The 20509-nt window shown below is 55.6% G+C and carries 20 protein-coding genes and 1 tRNA gene; 14 read left to right on the top strand and 7 right to left on the bottom strand.

Features of this window, described 5'->3' with window-relative positions:
- The first annotated feature begins 46 nt into the window (after nucleotides 1–46).
- Complete coding sequence (locus RBB62_RS15240; protein WP_309399865.1) at nucleotides 47–1708, top strand: tetratricopeptide repeat protein; 1662 nt, start codon at nucleotides 47–49, stop codon at nucleotides 1706–1708.
- Between the two features lie 15 nt (nucleotides 1709–1723).
- Here the strand turns inward: RBB62_RS15240 and RBB62_RS15235 are convergent, their stop codons facing one another.
- The gene (locus tag RBB62_RS15235; protein WP_309399864.1) at nucleotides 1724–3844 is read right to left on the bottom strand and encodes a hypothetical protein; all 2121 of its coding nucleotides are present in this window, start codon (nucleotides 3842–3844) and stop codon (nucleotides 1724–1726) included.
- A 241-nt stretch (nucleotides 3845–4085) separates the two neighbouring features.
- Between RBB62_RS15235 and RBB62_RS15230 the strand changes: the two genes are divergently transcribed.
- From RBB62_RS15230 to trpC, 3 genes are all read left to right on the top strand, one after another.
- Nucleotides 4086–5039, top strand: coding sequence for a helix-turn-helix domain-containing protein (locus RBB62_RS15230; protein ID WP_309399863.1), 954 nt, complete (start codon nucleotides 4086–4088; stop codon nucleotides 5037–5039).
- Nucleotides 5040–5094: 55 nt separating this feature from the next.
- The gene (locus RBB62_RS15225; RefSeq protein WP_309399862.1) at nucleotides 5095–6069 is read left to right on the top strand and encodes a glycosyltransferase family 9 protein; all 975 of its coding nucleotides are present in this window, start codon (nucleotides 5095–5097) and stop codon (nucleotides 6067–6069) included.
- An 83-nt stretch (nucleotides 6070–6152) separates the two neighbouring features.
- Nucleotides 6153–6944: an indole-3-glycerol phosphate synthase TrpC gene (trpC, locus tag RBB62_RS15220; RefSeq protein WP_309399861.1), complete on the top strand. Its 792-nt coding sequence runs from the start codon at nucleotides 6153–6155 to the stop codon at nucleotides 6942–6944.
- 106 nt (nucleotides 6945–7050) lie between these two features.
- Here the strand turns inward: trpC and RBB62_RS15215 are convergent, their stop codons facing one another.
- Nucleotides 7051–7926: an MYG1 family protein gene (locus RBB62_RS15215; RefSeq protein ID WP_309399860.1), complete on the bottom strand. Its 876-nt coding sequence runs from the start codon at nucleotides 7924–7926 to the stop codon at nucleotides 7051–7053.
- Nucleotides 7927–8234: 308 nt separating this feature from the next.
- On the opposite strand from RBB62_RS15215, the gene RBB62_RS15210 reads away from it, so the two are divergent.
- Nucleotides 8235–8849 (top strand): PEP-CTERM sorting domain-containing protein, encoded by a 615-nt coding sequence (locus RBB62_RS15210; protein WP_309399859.1) that lies wholly within the window; start codon nucleotides 8235–8237, stop codon nucleotides 8847–8849.
- A 271-nt stretch (nucleotides 8850–9120) separates the two neighbouring features.
- Here the strand turns inward: RBB62_RS15210 and lysS are convergent, their stop codons facing one another.
- Nucleotides 9121–10782 carry a lysine--tRNA ligase gene (gene lysS / locus RBB62_RS15205; RefSeq protein ID WP_309399858.1) on the bottom strand — a complete coding sequence of 554 codons (1662 nt, stop codon included), beginning with the start codon at nucleotides 10780–10782 and terminating at the stop codon, nucleotides 9121–9123.
- Nucleotides 10783–11021: 239 nt separating this feature from the next.
- Nucleotides 11022–12137 (bottom strand): hypothetical protein, encoded by a 1116-nt coding sequence (locus RBB62_RS15200; RefSeq protein WP_309399857.1) that lies wholly within the window; start codon nucleotides 12135–12137, stop codon nucleotides 11022–11024.
- Nucleotides 12138–12259: 122 nt separating this feature from the next.
- On the opposite strand from RBB62_RS15200, the gene RBB62_RS15195 reads away from it, so the two are divergent.
- The 3 genes from RBB62_RS15195 (at nucleotide 12260) to RBB62_RS15185 (ending at nucleotide 14979) form a co-directional block, all read left to right on the top strand.
- Nucleotides 12260–13690 carry a B12-binding domain-containing radical SAM protein gene (locus RBB62_RS15195; protein WP_309399856.1) on the top strand — a complete coding sequence of 477 codons (1431 nt, stop codon included), beginning with the start codon at nucleotides 12260–12262 and terminating at the stop codon, nucleotides 13688–13690.
- A 108-nt stretch (nucleotides 13691–13798) separates the two neighbouring features.
- On the top strand, nucleotides 13799–14494 hold the full coding sequence (locus RBB62_RS15190; protein ID WP_309399855.1) for an AIM24 family protein: 696 nt from the start codon (nucleotides 13799–13801) through the stop codon (nucleotides 14492–14494).
- 149 nt (nucleotides 14495–14643) lie between these two features.
- The gene (locus tag RBB62_RS15185; protein WP_309399854.1) at nucleotides 14644–14979 is read left to right on the top strand and encodes a hypothetical protein; all 336 of its coding nucleotides are present in this window, start codon (nucleotides 14644–14646) and stop codon (nucleotides 14977–14979) included.
- Nucleotides 14980–15018: 39 nt separating this feature from the next.
- On the opposite strand, the gene RBB62_RS15180 is transcribed toward RBB62_RS15185, so the two are convergent.
- Both RBB62_RS15180 and RBB62_RS15175 read right to left on the bottom strand, forming a co-directional pair.
- On the bottom strand, nucleotides 15019–16359 hold the full coding sequence (locus RBB62_RS15180; protein ID WP_309399853.1) for a radical SAM protein: 1341 nt from the start codon (nucleotides 16357–16359) through the stop codon (nucleotides 15019–15021).
- 120 nt (nucleotides 16360–16479) lie between these two features.
- The gene (locus RBB62_RS15175) at nucleotides 16480–17166 is read right to left on the bottom strand and encodes an acyltransferase (protein ID WP_309399852.1); all 687 of its coding nucleotides are present in this window, start codon (nucleotides 17164–17166) and stop codon (nucleotides 16480–16482) included.
- Nucleotides 17167–17282: 116 nt separating this feature from the next.
- On the opposite strand from RBB62_RS15175, the gene RBB62_RS15170 reads away from it, so the two are divergent.
- Nucleotides 17283–17359: transfer RNA gene (locus RBB62_RS15170), tRNA-Pro, on the top strand.
- Nucleotides 17360–17718: 359 nt separating this feature from the next.
- Here the strand turns inward: RBB62_RS15170 and RBB62_RS15165 are convergent.
- The gene (locus RBB62_RS15165; protein ID WP_309399851.1) at nucleotides 17719–17889 is read right to left on the bottom strand and encodes a hypothetical protein; all 171 of its coding nucleotides are present in this window, start codon (nucleotides 17887–17889) and stop codon (nucleotides 17719–17721) included.
- A 234-nt stretch (nucleotides 17890–18123) separates the two neighbouring features.
- Here RBB62_RS15165 and RBB62_RS15160 point away from each other — a divergent pair, with 234 nt between their 5' ends.
- From RBB62_RS15160 to RBB62_RS15140, 5 genes are all read left to right on the top strand, one after another.
- Nucleotides 18124–18420, top strand: coding sequence for a hypothetical protein (locus tag RBB62_RS15160; protein ID WP_309399850.1), 297 nt, complete (start codon nucleotides 18124–18126; stop codon nucleotides 18418–18420).
- A gap of 159 nt (nucleotides 18421–18579) precedes the next feature.
- A complete protein-coding gene (locus tag RBB62_RS15155) occupies nucleotides 18580–18828 on the top strand; it encodes a hypothetical protein (protein WP_309399849.1) in 249 nt (82 codons plus the stop codon).
- Nucleotides 18829–18864: 36 nt separating this feature from the next.
- Nucleotides 18865–19179, top strand: coding sequence for an integrase core domain-containing protein (locus RBB62_RS15150; protein ID WP_309399848.1), 315 nt, complete (start codon nucleotides 18865–18867; stop codon nucleotides 19177–19179).
- A gap of 343 nt (nucleotides 19180–19522) precedes the next feature.
- Nucleotides 19523–19849 (top strand): hypothetical protein, encoded by a 327-nt coding sequence (locus tag RBB62_RS15145; RefSeq protein WP_309399847.1) that lies wholly within the window; start codon nucleotides 19523–19525, stop codon nucleotides 19847–19849.
- A gap of 113 nt (nucleotides 19850–19962) precedes the next feature.
- On the top strand, nucleotides 19963–20232 hold the full coding sequence (locus RBB62_RS15140) for a hypothetical protein (protein WP_309399846.1): 270 nt from the start codon (nucleotides 19963–19965) through the stop codon (nucleotides 20230–20232).
- The last annotated feature ends 277 nt before the right edge of the window (nucleotides 20233–20509 follow it).

The raw sequence follows: 20509 nt of genomic DNA, 5'->3' as shown, positions 1-20509 counted from the left end.
ATATTTTTCAATTTAGATGCCCTACTCCGGCACTAATTTAAAGCGCATGTCGTGGCTACCAGTCACGCTACTTGTCGCCGTCATTGCTGGCGTTATTGGAGCAGGATATTGGTTTTGGCAGCACCGCGAGCTGAACCTGGCTCGGACCGCGCTTGAGAAAAAAGAGTATCAACAAGCCATCGCCCACGCCGACCTTGTGATCGCCTTTGGTTGGGAAAAATCCGCCGCGCAGGAATTGCGTTCGTTGGCCTTTCTCAAGCTCACACCCGAAGCGGCGCTGGAGACCCTTGCCGCTGCCGATAAGTCCACCATCACACCAGAGCTCGGCTTAGCCTACCTGCGCCAAAGTCTCAAAGACCGCAAATTCGACCGCGTGGAGAGCATTTACGAAGCGCTCGGGCCAACCCTGGGCGGCGAGCCGGAATACCTCTTTTTACAGGCGCAAATCGAATTCTTGCGCAACCACACGAAGCAAGCAATGGAGTCGCTGGACCGCCTGCTTGCCATCGACCCCAAGCACACTGGAGCGCTGCTGCTCAAGGGGCAATATTTACTGGCCCAACCAACGCCGCTTGCCTCACTTCAGGCCAAGTCTTTCCTGCGACGCGCGGGTTCATCCCACTCTGAAGAAGGTTTTAAAGCGCTAATCCTACTTGGCTCACGCTTCGACATACCCATGTTTGAAAACGACCGCGAGTGGCTGCTCCAGAGCTTGGATGAGCATGCCAAGCAAACGCCACTGAGCCGCATCGTGATCGCCACACAACAGCTCATCCTCACCCCCGATCAGCGCGATACGATCATCCAAAACACCGTGCAGAGCGAAGGTGTAGCGGAACCTGACCTGGTGGCCAATTGGCTGCTCTCGATCGGCGCTTATGACGCGATGCTGAAGTTCATCAACAGCCCGGCAGCAGCCCCGCTCCAAGCCGACCAACGCTGGCGCGCGCAGTTCCAAGCGCTCATTGGCCAAGGCCAGGTAGACGAGGCCGTTGCCGTGCTAAACGAGGAAGCTCGCGACTTGGATCAGCTCAAGCGCGCCACGCTTCTGGCGCATATTGAAAGCAGTCGTCAGGTCAGCGATACGCCCACGCAGGCTTGGCGTCACGCTTATCAAATTGCAGAAAAGCAGCAAGCATACGACGAGTTGATGTCGCTTGCCGGGCTCTCCTTCCGTCTTGGCTGGATCAACGAGTCCATTACGGCAACTCAGGCGGCCTTGCAGACTGCGGAAGAAAAGGGACAGAAGAGCCGTGCGCTCAACCAGCTCTTCATCATCCATGCGACTCAGCGACAGACCCAAGAAGCGCTGGATGCAATCAACCAATACCTGGCGCTTCAACCCGACAACCATGCGATGCGGAATAACGCGCTTTATCTCGACGCGCTGCTTGCCACCCCCAGCCAGGAGAAGCTCGACCAGATGCAAGCGCTTGTCGAGGAGCACCCCAACAGCATCTACCCGGCAAGCTACGCCTTTATGCTGTGGAAAGTCGGCCAACTCGACGCAGCCGAGCATCAATTGGAGCACTTAAACCGCCGCTACCTCAAGGTGGCCAGTTGCCGCCTTTCCAATGCCCTCGTGGCCCTCGACCGGCAAGACCGCCAGACCGCTGAAGCAATGTTAAACAGCATGAGCGCCAATCAGCTACTACCCGAAGAAAAGCTACTCTTTGAACAAGCGTCCGAACGCGTATCGCAATTGTAGTCGCGGGCTTTTCTGTTAGGACTCCGCGCCCATTTGGGTCATTCTCGCGGCTTGAATCACCGCATGCTCTTGCTGAAGAGGCAGCTTGTCTGTGGGCACTAGATCCAGATCCTTGCTACACACCGCATAACAAAAAAATGCGTAGGGATTTGTCTCACTGGTGCGCGCATTGACAGGCAGCTCCTGGACTATCTTATTGGCAACTTCTGGATGCTGAGATTGGTAATACGCAAAGGCCAGCACCAGATAATTGTCCGCGCGTGCCGGATAGCGCCCCACCAAATCCTCCGCATAGTAGCGGCACAGCTCCAGGTCTTGACCGTAGAGCGCCTTCAGGTAGATCACTTGCGCCTGAATGCCCGGATAATTCGAGAGGGTTTGCAGTGAGACTTGTGGCAGAATTCGTTGCAGCAAAGCATCGTTACCTTGCCTGTAGAGAGCGTTCAGGAAACCGCCAAGGATCTGTGGTGAATTCGGAGACTGTCGCAGAGACTCGCTGTAAAACTCGTTCAAAGCCTGCCCCTCAAATACACGCTGTGCGACTTGCTGGAGGTTCCACCAATCCTTGGCCTCGGAAAATTCCAAAGCACGAACCACGTTTTCGCGAAACTTCTCCTGCTCATCATTGCGCTGCGCCAGCACCGCTAGCCAGAAGGCGCGGTCGCGGGGGTTGAGCGCTACCTGCGTGCTGCCAGCCGGGCTATTAATAATCGCATCGAGTTGCTCGTAGTCCGGCTCATCGGCCATAACAAGGCTTTCGAGGTAAAGTTCGGATAATGCCTCATCAGCACTGATCTGCCGCTGTAAGGCGTCATGCTCCAACACCTCGTAAAACTGAAATGTCCTCAGCAGACGCAGTGCTTCATCCCAGTCCTCGACATCCTCCCAATCCACTGCCTCATAAAAGCCCTGCATGGCAGTTTCAAGGGCAAGCGTCCCAGTTTCACCGGCCCTGCCATAGGCCATCGCGAGCTCCAGCGGCTTGATGTCAGGATGCGTTTTTGCCGCATCTAAAACCAGCTGAAAATCAAGGCCGTCGTTCATGAACGGCTGAGGATTGACCAAGGCCATATGAATGATGCCCAAGCCAACGTGATCTTGGCGCAAGATGTTGGCCTGAAAGTAGCCAGCCAGCTCGGCCCGAGCCTCGGGCTCAGTATCCAGCCAATAGCGCTGGAGCATTAGTTGATGCACCGCGGCAGCTTGGCTACCATCGGCAAAGGCCCGTCCAGCTAGTTCATTAGCCTCGGCCAAGCGCCCTTGCGCCATCAAGAGACGCACGCGCGCAGCGGTGGTCAGCTCATGGTCGGGATACTGCTGCGCCATGAGCTGATAGAAGCGCGAGGCCACACGAATCCGACGGTATTGGCTGGCGTTTTCCACTAGCTCGGAAAGGGAATCAACATCATAGCCGCTGGCCTTGGCGTTGAGCTCACTCCACCAAACAAGCTCAGGGTTTCGCGTATCTTTGGCCAGCTCGGTGGTGAGCTCCAAGAGCTCGGGATCACTACGATCGAGCAGCGCAGCGGCGCGGGCCTTGGTGTAAGCCTCCACGATGCGTCCGTCCTTTTTCAACTCCTTGGCTTCAGCAAAGATCACTTCACTGCGGTAACTTTTGGCCGCCTTCACCACCCAGGGCAAGGAGACCACTCCACCAATGCCGCCAATGAGCGCCAATGCACTAATACCCCTCAGCCAAAGCGGCGCCTTCGACCAACGGAAAAAGAAAAATTCCAGCCGATTCAGGCCCCAGGCAATTAGCGCCCGGTACCCATACCACAGCTCCACGCAAGCTTCGCGGAAAGACATCTTGCGTAGTTGATTGATCTTTCGAAACAACCAGCTTGCGAAGCGAAACGGCGACGTCAGCACCCCAATCACAAACTCCCCGAACCGCGCCCCGCTTTGCTTGACAGACTCCTTGGCGTTCGCGCGGGAGGCCCAACGCTCGTGTTTGGCCGTCTTCCGACGAGCTTCGGCGCTGCCACGCCAATCAGCAAATTCCTTGGCCTGATAGCGGCTATAGCCCTTCAAGAACTTAAAACGGTCCTTGAGCTGGTGACGGAAAAAATAGCGCTTATCCGCCCACCAATTTCCCAGCACCCACTTCCAGTAGCCTTTGAATCGCCTAGACATTCTGCCGTCAGTAAAACGAGCGCCTTTTCAAGCGCAACTTATTTCCTAATACCCGCAAATGCCCCGCAAGATGTTAGGCGCTCTTCAAACGACTCTCTGGACTATTTTAAGGTTTTTTGGCTTATCCGAGGCAAGAAATGCATAAACCACTCAGCGATAAGGGCTTTGACAAAATCATTTTGTGCTGGACGGCTCAAACCAGTACTTTTATGCCATTCCTTAGGCCAAATTAGCCAATTCTATGGAATCTAAAGCAAGCTTTCAGCAGCAAGATCATCAGCAAAACGAATCGTTTCGCTTCTTTGAATTAGAAGGAGACCGCTTCGACACGCCTTTTCACCACCATGATGAGATCGAGTTAACGCTGATTGCGGAAGGCGTAGGCCTGCGGCTCGTCGGTGACTCCATCGCAATCTTTAAAAAGGGCGATCTTTGCCTGCTGGGTGGAGGACTCCCCCATAAATTTCATAGCATCCCCTCTGGAACACAGCCGCGCGCCTACGTCCTGCAATTTCGGCGCGACTGCTGCGGTGGGGTGATTGACGACTCGCCCGAGTTGGCCAGGGTCGCCGCCATGCTCGATGGAGCCAACCGCGGCCTGCAGTTCGGCATCGACGCCGCTACCGTTACGGCAGGCAAACTGAATTCCCTCCGAAGCGCCATCGACCACGAGATCATTTGCCAGTTTTTGTCAATCCTTGGTCTGTTGAGCAAGACTCAGGGCGCACCGCTATCCAGCGAAAGCTACTGCGCAGACCGTAATGCCGAGCGCACCGCGCGCATGCACCAGGCCTACAACTACATTCTCAATAACGTCCATCACGAGCTGCCACAAAGTCTAGTCGCCCAACAACTCGGCATGGAGCGCGAGGCATTCGGCAAATTCTTCCAGCGCCAAGCCAATCAGAGCTACCGCCACTTCGTTCAAACGACCCGCCTGAGCCTTGCCTCCCTCCTCCTGCTTCACACGGACCGCGGAATTGCCAACATTGCCGAAGCAGTCGGTTTTGGCAACCAAACCAACTTCAACCGCTGCTTCCGCTCACGGTATCACGCGAGCCCGCGCACGTTTCGCAAAATCGGCAAAGAAGTCAAAGCCGAGCGCAAGCTGGAACAGTTTTTAAAACCAGTTGAACGCCGTAAAATGGAGCTGCACACCCAGCTCACCGCCATCCGCGCTGGCTTGGGTCTGTAATCTCCTGCTACCTTTTCACTTGGCGCGACGGACAACTTCTCCAAGCTGACCTGCCATGCGAATTGTGCTTTTCCGGACTGACCGGCTCGGCGACGTTATCATCTCCTCCGCCCTCGTGGAGGCGACCCGTCGCGCCTACCCGGAAGCCACTGTCTGCTTCTGCGCCAAGCAAGCCTTTGGCCCACTGCTCTTCGCCCCCGACGACGCCGCGCAATTCATCCCTTGGGATGGACTCACCGCGCCACAGCTTGCCGCCTACCGCTTCGATATTTCCATCCACCTGCACCCAGATCCTGCCTGCGCAGCCCTCGCAGCCCAGGCTGGCATTCCCACTCGCGCGGGCTTCACCAGTGACGAGCAATGGCTGACCCAGACTCTGCCCTACCGAAAGGACGCCGGTCAAAAGCACGAGCTCGACTACTGCCTGGAAGTCGTCCAGAGCGCCTTGCCCAAAATCAAAGACCCGTGGACGCCCCAGTTGCCCTTTACCGCTTGGAACGCCCACCATGCACAGCCCCGCGTGGTCGTCCACTGTGGCTCCTTTGGCGCCAAGGCCAAGCTCCCGCCCACGCTGCTAGCGACACTCGCCGAAGCTGCATTGCCACCAGTTGGCGAGCCCATCGTTCAGCTAATCGGCACGAAGGAGGAATTTGCCCTCGCCGAGCAAACGGCCAACGAGCTCAAAGCCCGCCACAGGCCCGTGGAAAACCTTGCCGGCAAACTGCCACTGCCCGGCCTCGTCGAGCTGATCTCAACCGCAACGGTATTCATCGGTCGCGACAGTGGCCCGGCTCACCTGGCCGCCGCCACTGGTTGCCCGACGTTTTGCATCATTCCGAGCACTCGTCCGGACACCTCGCCCACACGCTGGCGCCCGCTCGGACCACGCGTCCACTTGTTCAAAGTCGACGCCAAGCCCTGGCCGTGGCAAAAGAACACCACCGCCGCCGAGAAAGCCTTCCGCCGATTGGACCCCCAAGCCCTAAGCAAAGAGTTGTTTGAGTTTCTGGAAGCAACATTCGCTTCCTAAAACAACCGACACGCCTGGCCAATCAGATCCATCTCTCGCCTTGCCAGCGGCGCGGGAATCGCTTTCATTCGCACGTTTCAGTCATGGACAAACTTGCCGAAATCATGGCGCACAAGCGCCTCGAAATCGAACACCGCATTCGCCCGGTGCGCGACACCGAACTCAACCGCCTCGCCCGCAACCACACCGGCAAGACCTTTGCGGAAGCCCTGAGCGCGCCCAAGGGCCTCGCCGTAATCGCCGAGATCAAGCGACGCTCGCCGTCTGCGGGGAAGATTGCCGAGCTGCCCGACGCCACCGAGCAAGCCCGCAAATACCACAATGCGGAAGTCGACTGCCTATCCGTGCTCACCGACGAAAAGTTTTTTGGCGGCAGCCTCAACGACCTCTGCGGCGTCACGGATTTCCTCAGTGACCACCGCCGCGACATCCCCTGCCTGCGCAAGGATTTCTTTATCCATCCGATTCAAATTGTCGAAGCCGCCGAAGCCGGTGCCAAGGCCATGCTCATCATCGTGCGCGCCCTGAAAGACGACGAGATCGACCGTCTTTACGACGCCGCGCAAGCAGCCGGCCTTGATGCGCTATTTGAGGTCCACACCGAGCGTGAGCTCGACCGCGCCTTGGAATTCAGCCCAAAGATTGTCGGCGTGAACAACCGTGACCTGAGCCGCTTCGTAACCGACATTGGCATCTCCGAAAAGATCATTCCGCAAATGCCGGACGACGTGATCCCCGTCAGCGAAAGCGGCATCTTCACTGGAGAAGACGCCGCCCGCGCCCGCGCTTGTGGAGCGAAAGCCATCCTCTGCGGCGAGGCGCTCATGCGCCAGGAAGACCCCGCCGAACTCGTCGAAGAATTCCACAACGTGTAAGCAGCATCCTGCTGCACCGGTAGATTTGCACATTGTGCAAATGCAAATCCAACGTGGCGGCGACGATCCCGCTGAGCAGGGATACGCTCCAAGGCAGAAAAGCTGGTTAAGCCGGTGTGCCCACCCAGGCCTTGGCCAGCAGCTCTTTCAGGCGCTCAGGCGTCTCGGCTGACGTCTTCGCAATGAAGCCGCGGGCGTGAGCGAAGTGGACGTCGTCCTCGTCCGCGACACGGGTAAACTCGAGTGTCGGGCTATCATTAAACTTGCGCAAACCGTGGCCATTGCTGCGGTTGTCTGGGTAGGCAATTGCGACCACGGACTCTTCCTTCCCAATGGCCTTCAGGTGGAAACCAACGCCAGTGGCGGAGTCGCCTAGCGGCGAGTTACGTTTCAGAATCGCAAAGACTTCGAATGCCGCGCCGTCCTGCTCGATGGTCCAGAGCTCGCCATGCTCGGCGAGGAATTCGATTTGCTGGGCGAGGCCCCGCACGTAGCTGGCCCACTCCTGCCCCATCGCGCGCATGACTTCCCAGAGAGGCTCGCCGGGCTGGTGCACGGCCTTACCCGCGAAAAGGCGCAGGATGGTTGGGTCGATGGGCGAATCGAGGCGTCGCATTTGCTCGGGGGTCACACCGATCCACTCGCCGGTTTCCTTGGCACCACGACAGTCAAAGTGCTCGGTGGACTCCAGCCAGTCGCAAAATTGCTTGGCGTGGTCGTAGAGCCCCATGTGCATCAACACAAGAGACAGTGCGCAGGTCGGTGCCATGTCGCGCGGGAACTGGTGGTGGTCAAAATTGCTGAGCGAGGGCTCGTGCTGGTGGCCGATGTCCACCACGGCAATGCGGGCGTCGGCCAGCTCGGCTTCCGTTGGGTCGCGGCGCTCAATCGGCACAGCGCACTCGCTGATCAACAGGCAGCAGGCCAGAAACTCGTCGCGGTGCGAACCACCGCCGTGGGTAATTATCTTGTCTAAATCCATGTCTCGCCGAGGAGGGCGGACAATGACGCCGAGGTCAAGCCTCAGCCGAGAAACTTGTGCGAACCATCGCAACCCGGCATCCGCATGGAGTGCCCAGAAAGCCCCCCCCGAGCATTCATCAGCACTTCGTTTAGTGTAAGCAATCCGCATCGACCGGGCAAGCAATGCTTAGAGACCTCTTCAAGCAATACCCACCATCCCCCTATTTTGTATGGGTATTAATCGGCAGAATAAAGTGACACCTACCATTTTTAACGTAAACATAAACAAATACTCTCATTACAATAAACTACTACTAATACATCTAAATGCCAAAGCACATCTCACTAATCTCTGTATTAATACTGACATCTACAGCCACCCAAGCAGCACTCGTTTTTCAAATCGATGCGGGAACGAAACTGATCACAGCGTCAGGCTCAGTATCGGGAACAACAGACAGCTTTTTTTCACCTCAAGGAGGAGTCGACTGGGATGGCAACTTCGTAGGCATCACATCTGCGACTGCCGGTACTGTTAATTTAAGCGCCATCACAACTTCATTTGCCTCAGGCGGCCCCGGCACTGTTTCCTTCCCCACGCTGACTCTGAGCGGTATGACTATTAACGTATCGGCATCTGTCGACTTTGTGGACGAGTTTTCGCCTGCTGGGTTCAATGCTGCTGGCGGATCGGTTAGCTATGCTGGCTTGGATGCATCGCAAATTGCGCTCATCGAAGAACTCGGCGGCGCTGGCTTCAGTGTGTCATCTGGCGGCTTTGGCACAGGCCAACAGCCTATCTCCTTCACACTCGTAGGTGCCTCTCCCATTCCAGAGCCCAGCACATATATTGCCGGAGCTGGTTTTGTTTCGCTGCTGGGCTTGATCGCCCTTCGCCGACGTAAAGCCAAGTCGGTAGTGGCGACTACCACAGAAGCGTAAACCAGCTAGTCACGCAGCAATATTTCCGCTGCAGTTCAAATTTTTGCCTAAGAGGGCGTCTAAAAAGTCTAATCGAGTCGGCGAGATGTATTCGAGAGGCAAAATTTCGGCTTCTGAATCAAGGCGAAACCAGTTTCGTCGAGATGAAGAAATGATATTTTGACCTCGAAGACGCCCTCCGGCGAAGACCACTTGAGTTTTTAGACGCCCTCTAAGAAAGCGCCCTGCTCCATCTGGAGTCAGGGCGCTAAAGCATTCAACTATTGGCCAATCACTCCGCGCTTACTTTGTTGCGCAAAGTTGGAAACAGGATGGTGTCACGGATGTTCGAGGCGGTGGTCAGGAGGATGACCAGGCGGTCGATGCCGATGCCCATGCCGCCCGCGGGAGGCATGCCGTGCTCGAGGGCCACGAGGAAGTCTTCGTCGAGGTCTTGAGTCTCTTCGCCAACTTGCGCTTCAAACATCTCACGTTGCACGAAGGGGTCGTTCTGCTCGCTGTAAGCCGGGGCGATTTCCTGGCCGTTGATGCAGAGTTCGAACACATCCAGCGAGCCGTCGCCGGACTCGTTGAGCTTCGCCAGCGGGCAAAGCTCCTTCGGGATGCGGGTGACGAATGTCGGTTGGATCAGTGTGGGCTCGATCAGCTTTTCAAAGACGTCGTTGGTCACTTCGAAATCAGCGGCATCGGGGTCCACCTGGATGCCGAGCTTTTCGCAAGCGGCCAACTTTTCCTCGCGGCTGCGGCTGAACCAATCGGCGTCGCCAGTCGCTTCGATGATGAGGTCGTTGTATTGCGCCTCGCGCCACGGAGCGGCGAAGTCGATCACCTCGTCCTTGCCGTAAACCGGGATCTGATACGTGCCGAGGACCTTCTCGCACAGGTGCATGATCAGGCCCTTCACGAGGTCCATCATGCCGCGGTAGTCGGAGTATGCCTGGTAGACCTCGAGCATCGTAAACTCGGGATTGTGGCGGCGGGAAAGGCCCTCGTTGCGGAACACGCGGCTGAGCTCGAACACGCGGTCAACGCCGCCCACTAGCATGCGTTTGAGGTGCAGTTCCAGCGCGATGCGCAGGTAGAAATCGCAGTCCAGCGCGTTCATGTGCGTGACGAAAGGGCGCGCAGCGGCGCCACCGGCCACATTGTGCAGGCAGGGCGTTTCGACTTCGGCAAAGTCCTTGTCCCACAGGTAGCGGCGAATTTCCTTAACGATCTCGCTGCGCTGACGGAAGCGCGTGCGGCTCTCCTCGTTGCTGATCAGGTCGAGGTAGCGCTGACGGTAAATCTGCTCGCTGTCGGTCATGCCGTGGAACTTCTCCGGCAGCGGACGCATCGACTTGGAAACGATCGCGTAGTCCTTGAAGTGGACCGTGATCTCGCCCGTCGAGGTGCGGAAAGTCTGGCCGCGAACGCCGATGATGTCGCCGATGTCGACCATCTTCTTGAAGAAGTCGTTGTATTCGCCCTCGGGGAGGTCGTCGCGGGTCACGTAAAGCTGGATGACACCGTCGCGGTCGAGGATCTTCATGAAGCTCGCCTTGCCCATCACGCGGAAGGTGATAACGCGGCCAGCCATCGAGACCTCGGGGCCCATCGGCACTTCCGGCTTCGCGGGGACTTCGGGCAGCTCAAACGGGTCCTGCGGAGTGATCTCGCCAGCTTGAATCTTGGCGCGGCGCTCCATCTTGGCGGCGTTCAATTTCTCGGCGGCAGCCTCGTAAACCTCGAGCTGTTTTTTCACCTCGGGGTTCGCGTCAAAGAAAGCGGCTTCTTCGGCTTCAAATTGCGCGAAGGCCTGCTTGCTGGTGTGCGTCTGTTCCCAGTTGGCGCGGAAGGGATCGCGTCCGGCTGCGCGCAGCTTGTCGAGCTTTTCGCGGCGCACGGCAAAAAGGTCATGGGAATTGTCTTGATTGGGCTGTTTCTGGCTCATGAGAAGCGGGAAACGCTGAGGCCCCGGCGGCATGGTGGCAAGTTTAAAGGTGGCACCGTCCTGCTTGAGAACAGGCGACGCGCCGACACTGACAGACCAAGGATTTGCCCGCATTAACACTCATTGGAGTATAATGCGCGACCGAGTATGTTTTTCTCCCAAAGACTTTCGCCCGCGCCATCGCTGCCGCCGCCACGAACACGCTGTTCATCAAGTTCCAGTTCCTGCCTTGGGAGTAGTTAATTCGTCACCAGCTCAAACTCGCGGACCTCGTATTTGCGGTCTTCGGTTTTCGCCACGCGCAAGAGTTGGCCGGTGCTCGGGTTGCGCGCCATGGCGCCGAGATAGGCGTCGTCAAAGAGGTAATAGCCGTTGGCTTTGCGATCAATGTAGATGCCGAATTTTCCGCTGACGCGCATCCCGCGTTCGTCGACTTCATCGGTGGGCATGCTGAGGCAGGTGATGAGCGCATCCTCACTGAGCATCAAGGTGCTAGCCATAAAAATGTCATCGCCTTCGATCGTGAAAACCAAGCCGTCCTGTTCGGCATCGTTGCGGGAAAGGCGATACTTCCAAATGTAGTTCCCACGCGCAATGTACGCACAGCGGTCATCCCACGGTGGCACTTGGAGGCTGCTGCTGGAGATGCCGGTATTGAGCCGCTTCAGGCGCACCGGGTGCGTGCTATCCACGCGAAAAATTCCGTTATCGCAACAGGCCCCCAGCGTGAACAGCACCTCGCCATCTCGGTCATGCGCGATCTGCCCGCCAAAGAACCAAAATACGCCGCGCGCCTCGTCCCTGCTACGCTCATCGGGCGTGATGCCTTGCTCATGCTTCTTGTAAACCAGCGGCACGATGTCGCGCTCCCCCGCCTCGGGAGACCACGTAATCAACTTCATGTGCGGCGTCGTTCCGTTGCCGGAAGACATGATGATTTCGCCGTCCTTACCGATGCTCATTCCGTCCATCCAATACGGGACGCTGCCCAGCGTTTTTTCCCGTATCGAAATAGCTCCCAAGTAGTTCGCCGGCACGCGCTTATTACCAAACTTGAAACCAACGATTCGCGGTCGAAAGTGCGCAAACTCAAACTCATCCGGCGTGTGGAGAACGCCTTGCTCGGCTACGATCTGCTCGGCCACAAACGCCTGATCGGCCGGGCACAGTTGCACCAACTGAAGCGTGAAAACCTGCTGATCGGCAACACGCTGCACCTGCACACTCGTCTCATTCGCCGAAACGTAGTCAGCCTCCAGTGTCCGCCCCTGACTATCCGTCCAGGTCCGCGCGTTGAGCCCAGCCAAGGGCAGCAGCAGGAGAAAACAGAGCACATGCGAGGCAGGCAGCTTCATGTCCGCATCAGATTAAAACCATCACAGCATGTCAAGCCTATCTTTCTGCATGCTTCTCTGGAATGATGAGCGAAAGGCAGATAACTTTGGAACACAAAGTTGCTTTGCATGACAAAGCTTATGTGAAATTCAAATTCATCCTGCCATCCTTAACTGAAGCAGAGAGCCCATTCTGGCGCCCCATTAAGTATTCGCTCTTTCCGCCGCTGGGGCTCGCCACTCTGGCGGCCTTCCTATCCGATGACGACGAAGCTGAGATCGTCGACCAACACGTGCAAAAGCTCCGCCTCAATGACCGGCCCGACGTTGTCGCCATCCAAGTTTACATCACCAACGCTTACCGCGCCTACGAGATTGCCGACCATTACCGCGCGCTGGGATGCCTGGTCATCCTGGGCGGGCTCCATGTTACCTCGCTGCCCGAGGAGGCGGAAGCGCACGCCGACGCCATATTTCTGGGGCCCGCGGAGGAGTCCTTTCCCCGCTTCCTCCATGATCTGAAAAACGGGAAAATCGCCCGCCGCTACACCTCCCGCCAACGCACGCTAGCGGGTGTTCCGCAAATACGACGCGACCTCATCGACCGGCGGCTCTACCTCGTCCCCAATTCTATAGTGGTCACCCGTGGCTGCCCACACCACTGCGAATTCTGCTACAAGGACGCATTTTTCACCGGTGGCAAATCCTTTTACACCCAGCAGGTGGATGATGCCCTGGCCGAGATCGAGCGGCTACCCGGGCGGCACCTGTATTTCCTCGATGACCACCTGCTCGGGCACAAGCGATTCGCCCGCGACCTGTTCCACGGCATGCGCGGTATGAACCGGGTTTTTCAAGGCGCCGCCACGGTGGACTCCATCCTCGACGGAGACTTGATTGAGCACGCAGCGGACGCCGGTCTGCGCAGCGTATTCGTCGGTTTTGAAAGCTTGGATGAAGGCAACCTCCAGCAAAGCAACAAACGGCAAAACCTCGGGCGAGACTATCAGCGCGCCATTAACCGCTTGCATGACCTGGGCATCATGATCAACGGCAGTTTCGTGTTCGGGCTCGACGCCGACGACGCCAACGTCTTCGACCGCACCGTCCAATGGGCCGTCGATATGGGCATCACGACGGCCACCTTTCACATTGCCACGCCCTACCCCGGCACCGCCTTCTACCAGCAAATGCAGGCCGCCGACCGCCTGACCACTGATAATTGGGACCGCTACGACACACGCCACGTGGTCTTCCAACCCTTGCGGATGACAGCCGATGAGCTGAAGGCGGGCTACGACCGCGCCTACGTCGACTTCTATCGCTGGCCAAACATCGCGCGAGCCAGCCTACATCACGGCGCGCCCAAGCACCAGCTCAAGCACTTTTTCTACACCAGTGGCTGGAAAAAGTTTGAGCCACTTTGGAATATGGTCATCCAGATGAAGAAGCTCAACGTCATGACGCCCCTGCTCGAAGCCGTGTTATCCAAAGTGACCAAGCTACATCCCACCACCCCTTCAAGCCGATCCATGCTCAACCCTCCGGAACTCGCCGCTAAACGAGGCAATTAGAAAACAATATTTCATGAGCAAACAGATGCACGATACAAAATAATATTGTCAACGAAGCTCAGGCGCCAAATCCTGCGTAAAAACTGTTCGCCAATAACTCAATACGCCATGTCTGATAAATCCCTCGCCAGCTTCATCGCCCGCACCGCCAACCAAGACCGCGGTGAAGGCCTCTTCGAACTCGAAAACGAGCGCATGCTCGAAGTGAACCTCAATGGCTCCGTCTGGACGAAGATGGGCTCGATGGTCGGCTACCACGGCCAAGTGAAATTCACGCGCGAAGGCATCCTCAGCCAGGGCATCGGCAACCTGCTCAAGAAGGCCGTGAGCGGTGAAGGTGCCCGCCTGACCCGCGCCGAGGGCCAAGGCGTGGTTTACCTCGCCGACGAGGGCAAAAAAGTCGTCATCGTTGAGCTGCAAAACGAAGCCATCGTCGTCAACGGCAACGACATCCTGGCCTTCGAAGAGCACATTAAGTACGACATCAAGATGATGAAAAAGGTCGCCGCCATGATGTCCGGCGGGCTCTTCAATGTGCGCCTGGAAGGTAGCGGCCTTATCGCCTTCACCACACACTATGATCCGGTGACGCTGCGCGTGACGCCGGGCAAGAACATCATCACCGACCCCAACGCCACCGTCGCCTGGTCGGGCAACCTTGAGCCCGCGTTCCGCAAGGATGTATCGCTAAAAACCTTTGTCGGCCGCGGTAGTGGCGAGAGCATTCAGATGGAATTCTCCGGCGACGGCTTTGTAGTTATCCAGCCTTACGAGGAAGTTTACATGCAGCACACAGCCGGCTAGGAATTCGTATTACCTAGAGCAGGGCGGAGGGTCTTTGTCCTATTTTTTATGAATTTGCGCCTTGCTATTTGCAGTGCATCAATTTCGGATGCGTGCCACTGCACTTCCTTTGATCAACAGCAACAAAGCTTCCTGAATTACCGTTTAAAATGCCAGTAACCAAGAGATCCAGATTCCAGGTAGGACCACACACTTGCGGACATCTGCAAGGCTCAGGCCCCGACGGCTTGCGCGAAATCGCCACCTTGATGACCCAAAATGCGGACCCTTCATCCGTTCAGGCAATCCTGACGAGCAAGCAGGAATTTTGGGTCTGGTTTCGCTTCAATTCGATCATGTTCTGGCGTTATGAGGACTGCTACGATGTCTGGACTCCGCAGTTTAGCGCGCAATTCCCCTCGCTCGTCAATGCTGGCGCCATTGCCATCGGCCTGAGCAACTCGACGCCGCAAAGCATGTGGTGGCTCAAGGTTAGCCGCTGCTAATTCGCCGGGCGTCAAGGCTCGGCACGCCCAAATGAGCCGTCAGGCGGCCTTCGTCGCCATGCGCACCGACCACATAGCCAGCAACTGTTGGATGCGTGGGAACCAGAAACAACCCGCCTTAGTCAGCGGAATGCCGCCCGTTTCCGGTGACTCAATTAGCCCCGCTTCACGCCAGTTGTTGATGATCGGTGCCGCCGCAAGGCTATCCGGCCACTCGATCAACGGCGGCAACATGCGGCGCTGAATCGACTCCGTGAGCGCATCGGTGAATGCCTGCCCGGGCTTGTCCGCAGCCACGAGGCAATGCGCCCCGAGCTCCCCTGAATCGATTGCGGTTTCGTAGTCGGCCAGCACACGATATCCCGACAGGACGACGTTGCCCAGGCGCCCGCCCGCCGACGAGCCAAAGGGCAGAATGTCGGCGCTGGTCTTCGCCAGCTGATTGTAAACCGAGCGCTCGCGTTCGCTGCGACGCCAGTGTTGCGGCGTGAAGTGCTCGAAACCAAACCGCGCTAGCTCGGCCTCCGCCGCGGTAAACATATCGGCGCGCAGGTGAATGTCGGCCGGCGGCTTCATCCTCCCCTGCTCCACCGCTTTGGCCAACGGGCTACCCGGAAACTGCTTGAGCGCGTAGAGGTCCAGGCCATCGATGCCGGTTTCTTCCGCGAGGAAGCGGACGTCTTCCACCACGGAATCCACGTCCTGGCTCGGTAGACCGTAAATGAGATCGACAATGGTCACAAAGCCAAGATCAACGAAGTTCTGCAGCGTTTCACGGATCAAACCGCGGTCGGCGAGACGGCCCATGCAGCGGCGAACTCTGGTGTTCGTGCTTTGCAAGCCGATCGAAATACGGTTCGCCCCAGCGTCGAGCCAGGCCTCGGCCTTATCGCGCGTAAAGCCCCAGATACGGCCCTCGACGGTGATCTCCGTTTCGTCATCCACCGGGTAGAGCCCACGCAGCGTCATCAACACCCGCGCCAAGTCGTCAGCATCCAGGTCACTCGGCGTGCCGCCGCCAAAAAACACCGAGCTCACCCGCCGTGCGTTGATCGAGTCCCCCAGCCCACGCGCCTTGTGCTCCAAGTCTTGGATCAACCGATCCGCGTAGTCTCGGCTGAAGCCCGGGCGTGTGATGTTTTGGAAAAACGGGCAAAACGCGCAACGGTGGTGGCAGAACGGCGTGTGCAAATACAGGTTCAGCGGCACGTCGCGACGTTGCCAATTCAGCTCCGGCGCCCACTCAGCAAAAGGCTCAGTTAACGCCTCACCACCGCCCGAATGACCGTGCCCATGCCCGCCACGTTGAGTGCTGGCGGGAAAGATCTCCGCGAGGCCTGCCCCGACCTGGGCGGCATACGGATTCGACGAAGCTGGCATTGAGTGGTTCATACCTACATCATGCAGGAACCAGTCTCAATAAACAACCCCCATATCGAGAATGCGTCTCGATTGCAGGGCAAGACAACCAGCCTATTAGTTTTGTTTATGGCGATTTAACTAAAAACGCCTATCTATGATGCGTACTTCGGACTTCGCGTAGACGATTTTTGCCTCTGGCAGAACGCCGCCATAGGGCATGCAGGGCATAACCACCGATTTGCGGCCAAGCACGGTGCCCGGCTGGATAACGGCGTTGCAGCCCGCCTCCGCATGGTCGCCAAAGATCGCACCGAACTTGCGCAAACCGCTGTCCACCGAGCCCGACGGCAGTCGAACGGGCACATTGGCTTGGTCAAGGCGAAGGTTCGCCAAAATAACGCCCGCGCCGAGATGCGCCTTCTGCCCGAGGATCGAATCGCCCACGTAATTGAAATGCGGGATCTGCGCACCATCGAGGACGAGGCAGTTCTTGAGTTCACAGGCGTTGCCGATGACGCAGTTCGCGCCGATGATCACCTTGCCACGGATATAGGCGTTGGGGCGGATTTCCGTGCCGGTGCCAATCCAGGTCGGCCCTTCGATGACGGCCATCGGCGGCAGCTTGACAGTCGGGTGAATGTAGACCTTGCCCTTGATGTGAACTCCCGCCGGGATCGCACTGTGGCCTTGCATCAGCAGCCACTTGACGCTGCCGAGCGCCTGTTCAATTTGCGGTATCCACTCCCAGGGCGGAACGTCATCCGGGAAGAATTCGCGAAAGGGTTCCAGAGACTCGGGGAGCGTCAAAACATCGGAAGCAATCATAGCCCTAAGGCTGGCAAGAGTTCGATTTACTGTCGAGATTTCGTCTGTGCAGGAAAAATTAAATTTCTGCTTGCCAGTATTCCGGATATGCATGAAATGCACTCTTTTCCCAATTACGGGCTGTAGCGCAGTCTGGTAGCGCGCGTCGTTCGGGACGACGAGGTCCAGGGTTCGAATCCCTGCAGCCCGACCAAGCATTTTTAATGCGAACTTTTGAAAGGGGTTAGTCCCCTGTTTAAGCAGGGACAACAATAGCTTCTAAACCACATGATTATCAATGTTTTGTGGAATTATATTGGCAGGCCTAAGCATCTCCACCTGCGACAAACCGTGACATTTTAAATCATCTATACCTGCAATTTTCTCCGTTTGGTGAGCAGAATTCTCCGTTCGCTCTCCGTTTGTCAACTCCTTCCTCCCCTGTTATTTCCCCGCTGGAGTGGCTTTCAGGATAAGCTTACGAACTATAGTATCCTTCCTCCCTTGAGGGTTTTTGAGGCAGTTGGGTCAGATTGTCCCCCTAAATTTTGGATTAATCATCTTAGCGTACATTCACTCAATCACCACCCGGTAAAAGGCTCGATCCCAATCGTCGGGCAACACAAAGAACTGCTTTAGGCTGGTGGTGAACGCATCCAATGAAAACACCTCTTCCCAAGAGTCATTGGATAAATCTGGCGAACTATACACACTATAACAGTAGCCCGGCGTCAGGGTCTGCATATCCAGGAGAATCGATTAATTCACCAAGCTGATGGCTACTGTTGGAGTAGGCGGAACAAACGCAAAATCGGGCTGCAATGACAAAACCAACCGAAATTCGACCGGGGCTCCATGGTGGGTGCAAACTTACGCTGCAGAGGATGAACAAGCTGATTGACAGCCTTTTACGAAACTCTAGAAAATTGTGCCTTGAAGACGCAAGCACGATTATTTTTGGCAACTTTGGCTGGTTGGATGAATCGAAAACAACAGGATGTCATTGAGTATCTACTCGAGGAGAATCGAGTGCTCAAGCAGCAGCTCGACGCCACTGGCAAAAAGCTCAAACTGAACGACTGCCAGCGTCGCAGTCTCGCCGAAAAGGCCAAAAAACTCGGCAAAGACCATCTCGAAAAATACGCTAATTTAGTGACGCCGAAAACACTGCTCGCATGGCATCGTCGCCTGATTGCACTCAAGTATACAGCCAAGCGCACGGTTAACACCGAAGGCCAGAAGCGCATGCAAATCATCCGGCAGCTGTGCATCTAATTCGCCCAAGAAAACGACCATTGGGGCTATGGCCGGATCCAAGGCGCACTGGCCAATCTTGGCTACGACGTCTGCGAATCTACGGTTGGCAACATCCTCCGGCAAAGCGGCATACTCCCCTCCCCCGAACGCGCGAAGCGAACCAATTGGAAACGCTTCATGCGCAATCATTTATCAGTCATCTCCGCCGCTGATTTCTTCACGACAGAAGTCTGGACGCCATATGGACTGGTCCGTTACTTAAGCTCTTTCGTCATCAATATTGCCAAACGCAAAGTCAAGATTGTGCATACAGGGTGCCAGGTCAACGGCGAGGTCATGTGCAACCTGGCGCGAGAACTGACCAACGACTTCGATGGGTTCCTCCGGGGCATGAAATACCTCATCGTCGACAACGATCCGCTCTAGACTCCTGCCTTCATTGACATCATCGAGAAGGCCGGAGTGAAAGTCGTTCCGACAATGAGAGGCTGTCCTGAGCAAAACGGCTATGCCGAAAGCTTCGTCAAGTGCATCAAGCGTGAGTGCCTGAACCACTTCATCTTCTTGGGTGAGAACTCGCTGCAAAAGGCGATTTCTGAGTATATGAAGCATTTTCACCATGAGCGAAACCATCAGGGCCTAGACAATTTGATCCCATTCCCCTACTCGCCCGCTAAACCGGATCAATCCTCAGAGATTCGTAAATTTGAACGCCTCGGAGGCCTGCTCAATTACTATCACCGCGATAACGGAAAGGAGGAACTCAAGGTAGCCTAAAAATACCGCAATTCGCTGATCTCGATGTTCTATTTTCGCACCTTATCTCCATCGGTCTGACCTTTGGGGATGCGAGCCGAAATCCCCTGTTTTGGGGGCAAAAGAACAGCAAATAGGGACAAAGCGGCTCAAAATTCGCCGATTCTATTTTGCAAATACTTACCCATCGGTGAACCTATGGGGATAAACAAAGTACAAAAATTCTGCGAAGCGGTTAGGAAATCTATCCCCGTAGGCCGACCACGATGGCGGATATGCAAAGTCATGACTACCCGTTGCCTGATTTTGAGATGTGATCATAAAATGCTATTTCTGTAGAATCTACAATCTAATACCCTCACCGATGTATTCATCTTCATACAAATACCTTGCAGTTATTTTATTTTTAGTCACTGGCAATTTGTTAATGACTGCTGACGATTCAGTGACAGATCATAGAGCCGTATCAGAACAAGAAGCGCTGCTTAAAGAGCTGCACTCTATGAAAAAACGCGTTGATGAGAACACTACAAAATTGAGTGAATTGGGCATAGACAACGAAAGCGATAATGTTGCAATGGAATTGGCGGAAGCCCTTAATAAATACAATTTTGAGAGCTCCCAAACGGCATTAAATTTCCTTGAGGGCGTTCTTTATTTAGCTGATAAGGCCGATACATCCCTGTCGTAATTGGGAGATTAAAGCAAACTGATGAAACAGTCCCTGTTTTCATTAAATTTGCTGATGTGGCAAACTTTGATCATCTAACGATGACGATGAACAGACTTTCTAGCTATCCCCAGATGAAAGATGCAAGCCCCCATCTCACAAAAAGCATCAACGACCTGTTTAGAAGAAAGAAAGCGTCTTTTGTTAAGCAGGGGCAAGCGGGAAAAATAAACTTACTGAAAATAAATAATGCCTACGATAGGTTTTTGATAAGAACTGAACGCGCTGAACTCTTGCCAACTGATACCACGAATACAAATAAATCAACAAACGATACCTATTTTGATAACACAATAGAGACAAATAGTGAAGATATGCCAAGCAGCACTGACAAGCATGAATAGCTAAAAACAAATGAAGAGTATTCGGATATTCAAAAAGATAACGATGCATTAGAACATCACCACAACAACACCCTTATCTATATATGTCCATTTATAATATCCTTAGCGATCATTAGTATAGTTTTTCTAAAAATGAGACAAAATAAATGAACCTACAGGCCAACCATAGCCAAGGGCGGACCAACTGCCTACCGGACCAAAGTTGAAGTAGTTACGAGGCAATCTGACAGTTGTGTGATAGACCATGGATTATCAGTCTGGTCCTAATGCAAGAACG

Origin of the sequence: Cerasicoccus maritimus (genome assembly GCA_031296935.1) — a bacterium.
GTDB classification, from domain to species: domain Bacteria; phylum Verrucomicrobiota; class Verrucomicrobiia; order Opitutales; family Cerasicoccaceae; genus Cerasicoccus; species Cerasicoccus maritimus.
This window is presented reverse-complemented; position numbering and strand designations above follow the sequence as displayed.

What these genes read in the sequence shown, in the direction of transcription:
- RBB62_RS15240 (WP_309399865.1), top strand. Translation starts at nt 47, where the DNA reads ATGTCGTGGCTACCAGTCACGCTACTTGTCGCCGTCATTGCTGGCGTT.
- RBB62_RS15235 (WP_309399864.1), bottom strand. Translation starts at nt 3,844, where the DNA reads ATGTCTAGGCGATTCAAAGGCTACTGGAAGTGGGTGCTGGGAAATTGG.
- RBB62_RS15230 (WP_309399863.1), top strand. Translation starts at nt 4,086, where the DNA reads ATGGAATCTAAAGCAAGCTTTCAGCAGCAAGATCATCAGCAAAACGAA.
- RBB62_RS15225 (WP_309399862.1), top strand. Translation starts at nt 5,095, where the DNA reads ATGCGAATTGTGCTTTTCCGGACTGACCGGCTCGGCGACGTTATCATC.
- trpC (WP_309399861.1), top strand. Translation starts at nt 6,153, where the DNA reads ATGGACAAACTTGCCGAAATCATGGCGCACAAGCGCCTCGAAATCGAA.
- RBB62_RS15215 (WP_309399860.1), bottom strand. Translation starts at nt 7,926, where the DNA reads ATGGATTTAGACAAGATAATTACCCACGGCGGTGGTTCGCACCGCGAC.
- RBB62_RS15210 (WP_309399859.1), top strand. Translation starts at nt 8,235, where the DNA reads ATGCCAAAGCACATCTCACTAATCTCTGTATTAATACTGACATCTACA.
- lysS (WP_309399858.1), bottom strand. Translation starts at nt 10,782, where the DNA reads ATGAGCCAGAAACAGCCCAATCAAGACAATTCCCATGACCTTTTTGCC.
- RBB62_RS15200 (WP_309399857.1), bottom strand. Translation starts at nt 12,137, where the DNA reads ATGAAGCTGCCTGCCTCGCATGTGCTCTGTTTTCTCCTGCTGCTGCCC.
- RBB62_RS15190 (WP_309399855.1), top strand. Translation starts at nt 13,799, where the DNA reads ATGTCTGATAAATCCCTCGCCAGCTTCATCGCCCGCACCGCCAACCAA.
- RBB62_RS15185 (WP_309399854.1), top strand. Translation starts at nt 14,644, where the DNA reads ATGCCAGTAACCAAGAGATCCAGATTCCAGGTAGGACCACACACTTGC.
- RBB62_RS15180 (WP_309399853.1), bottom strand. Translation starts at nt 16,359, where the DNA reads ATGCCAGCTTCGTCGAATCCGTATGCCGCCCAGGTCGGGGCAGGCCTC.
- RBB62_RS15175 (WP_309399852.1), bottom strand. Translation starts at nt 17,166, where the DNA reads ATGATTGCTTCCGATGTTTTGACGCTCCCCGAGTCTCTGGAACCCTTT.
- RBB62_RS15165 (WP_309399851.1), bottom strand. Translation starts at nt 17,889, where the DNA reads ATGCAGACCCTGACGCCGGGCTACTGTTATAGTGTGTATAGTTCGCCA.
- RBB62_RS15160 (WP_309399850.1), top strand. Translation starts at nt 18,124, where the DNA reads ATGAATCGAAAACAACAGGATGTCATTGAGTATCTACTCGAGGAGAAT.
- RBB62_RS15155 (WP_309399849.1), top strand. Translation starts at nt 18,580, where the DNA reads ATGCGCAATCATTTATCAGTCATCTCCGCCGCTGATTTCTTCACGACA.
- RBB62_RS15145 (WP_309399847.1), top strand. Translation starts at nt 19,523, where the DNA reads ATGTATTCATCTTCATACAAATACCTTGCAGTTATTTTATTTTTAGTC.
- RBB62_RS15140 (WP_309399846.1), top strand. Translation starts at nt 19,963, where the DNA reads ATGAAAGATGCAAGCCCCCATCTCACAAAAAGCATCAACGACCTGTTT.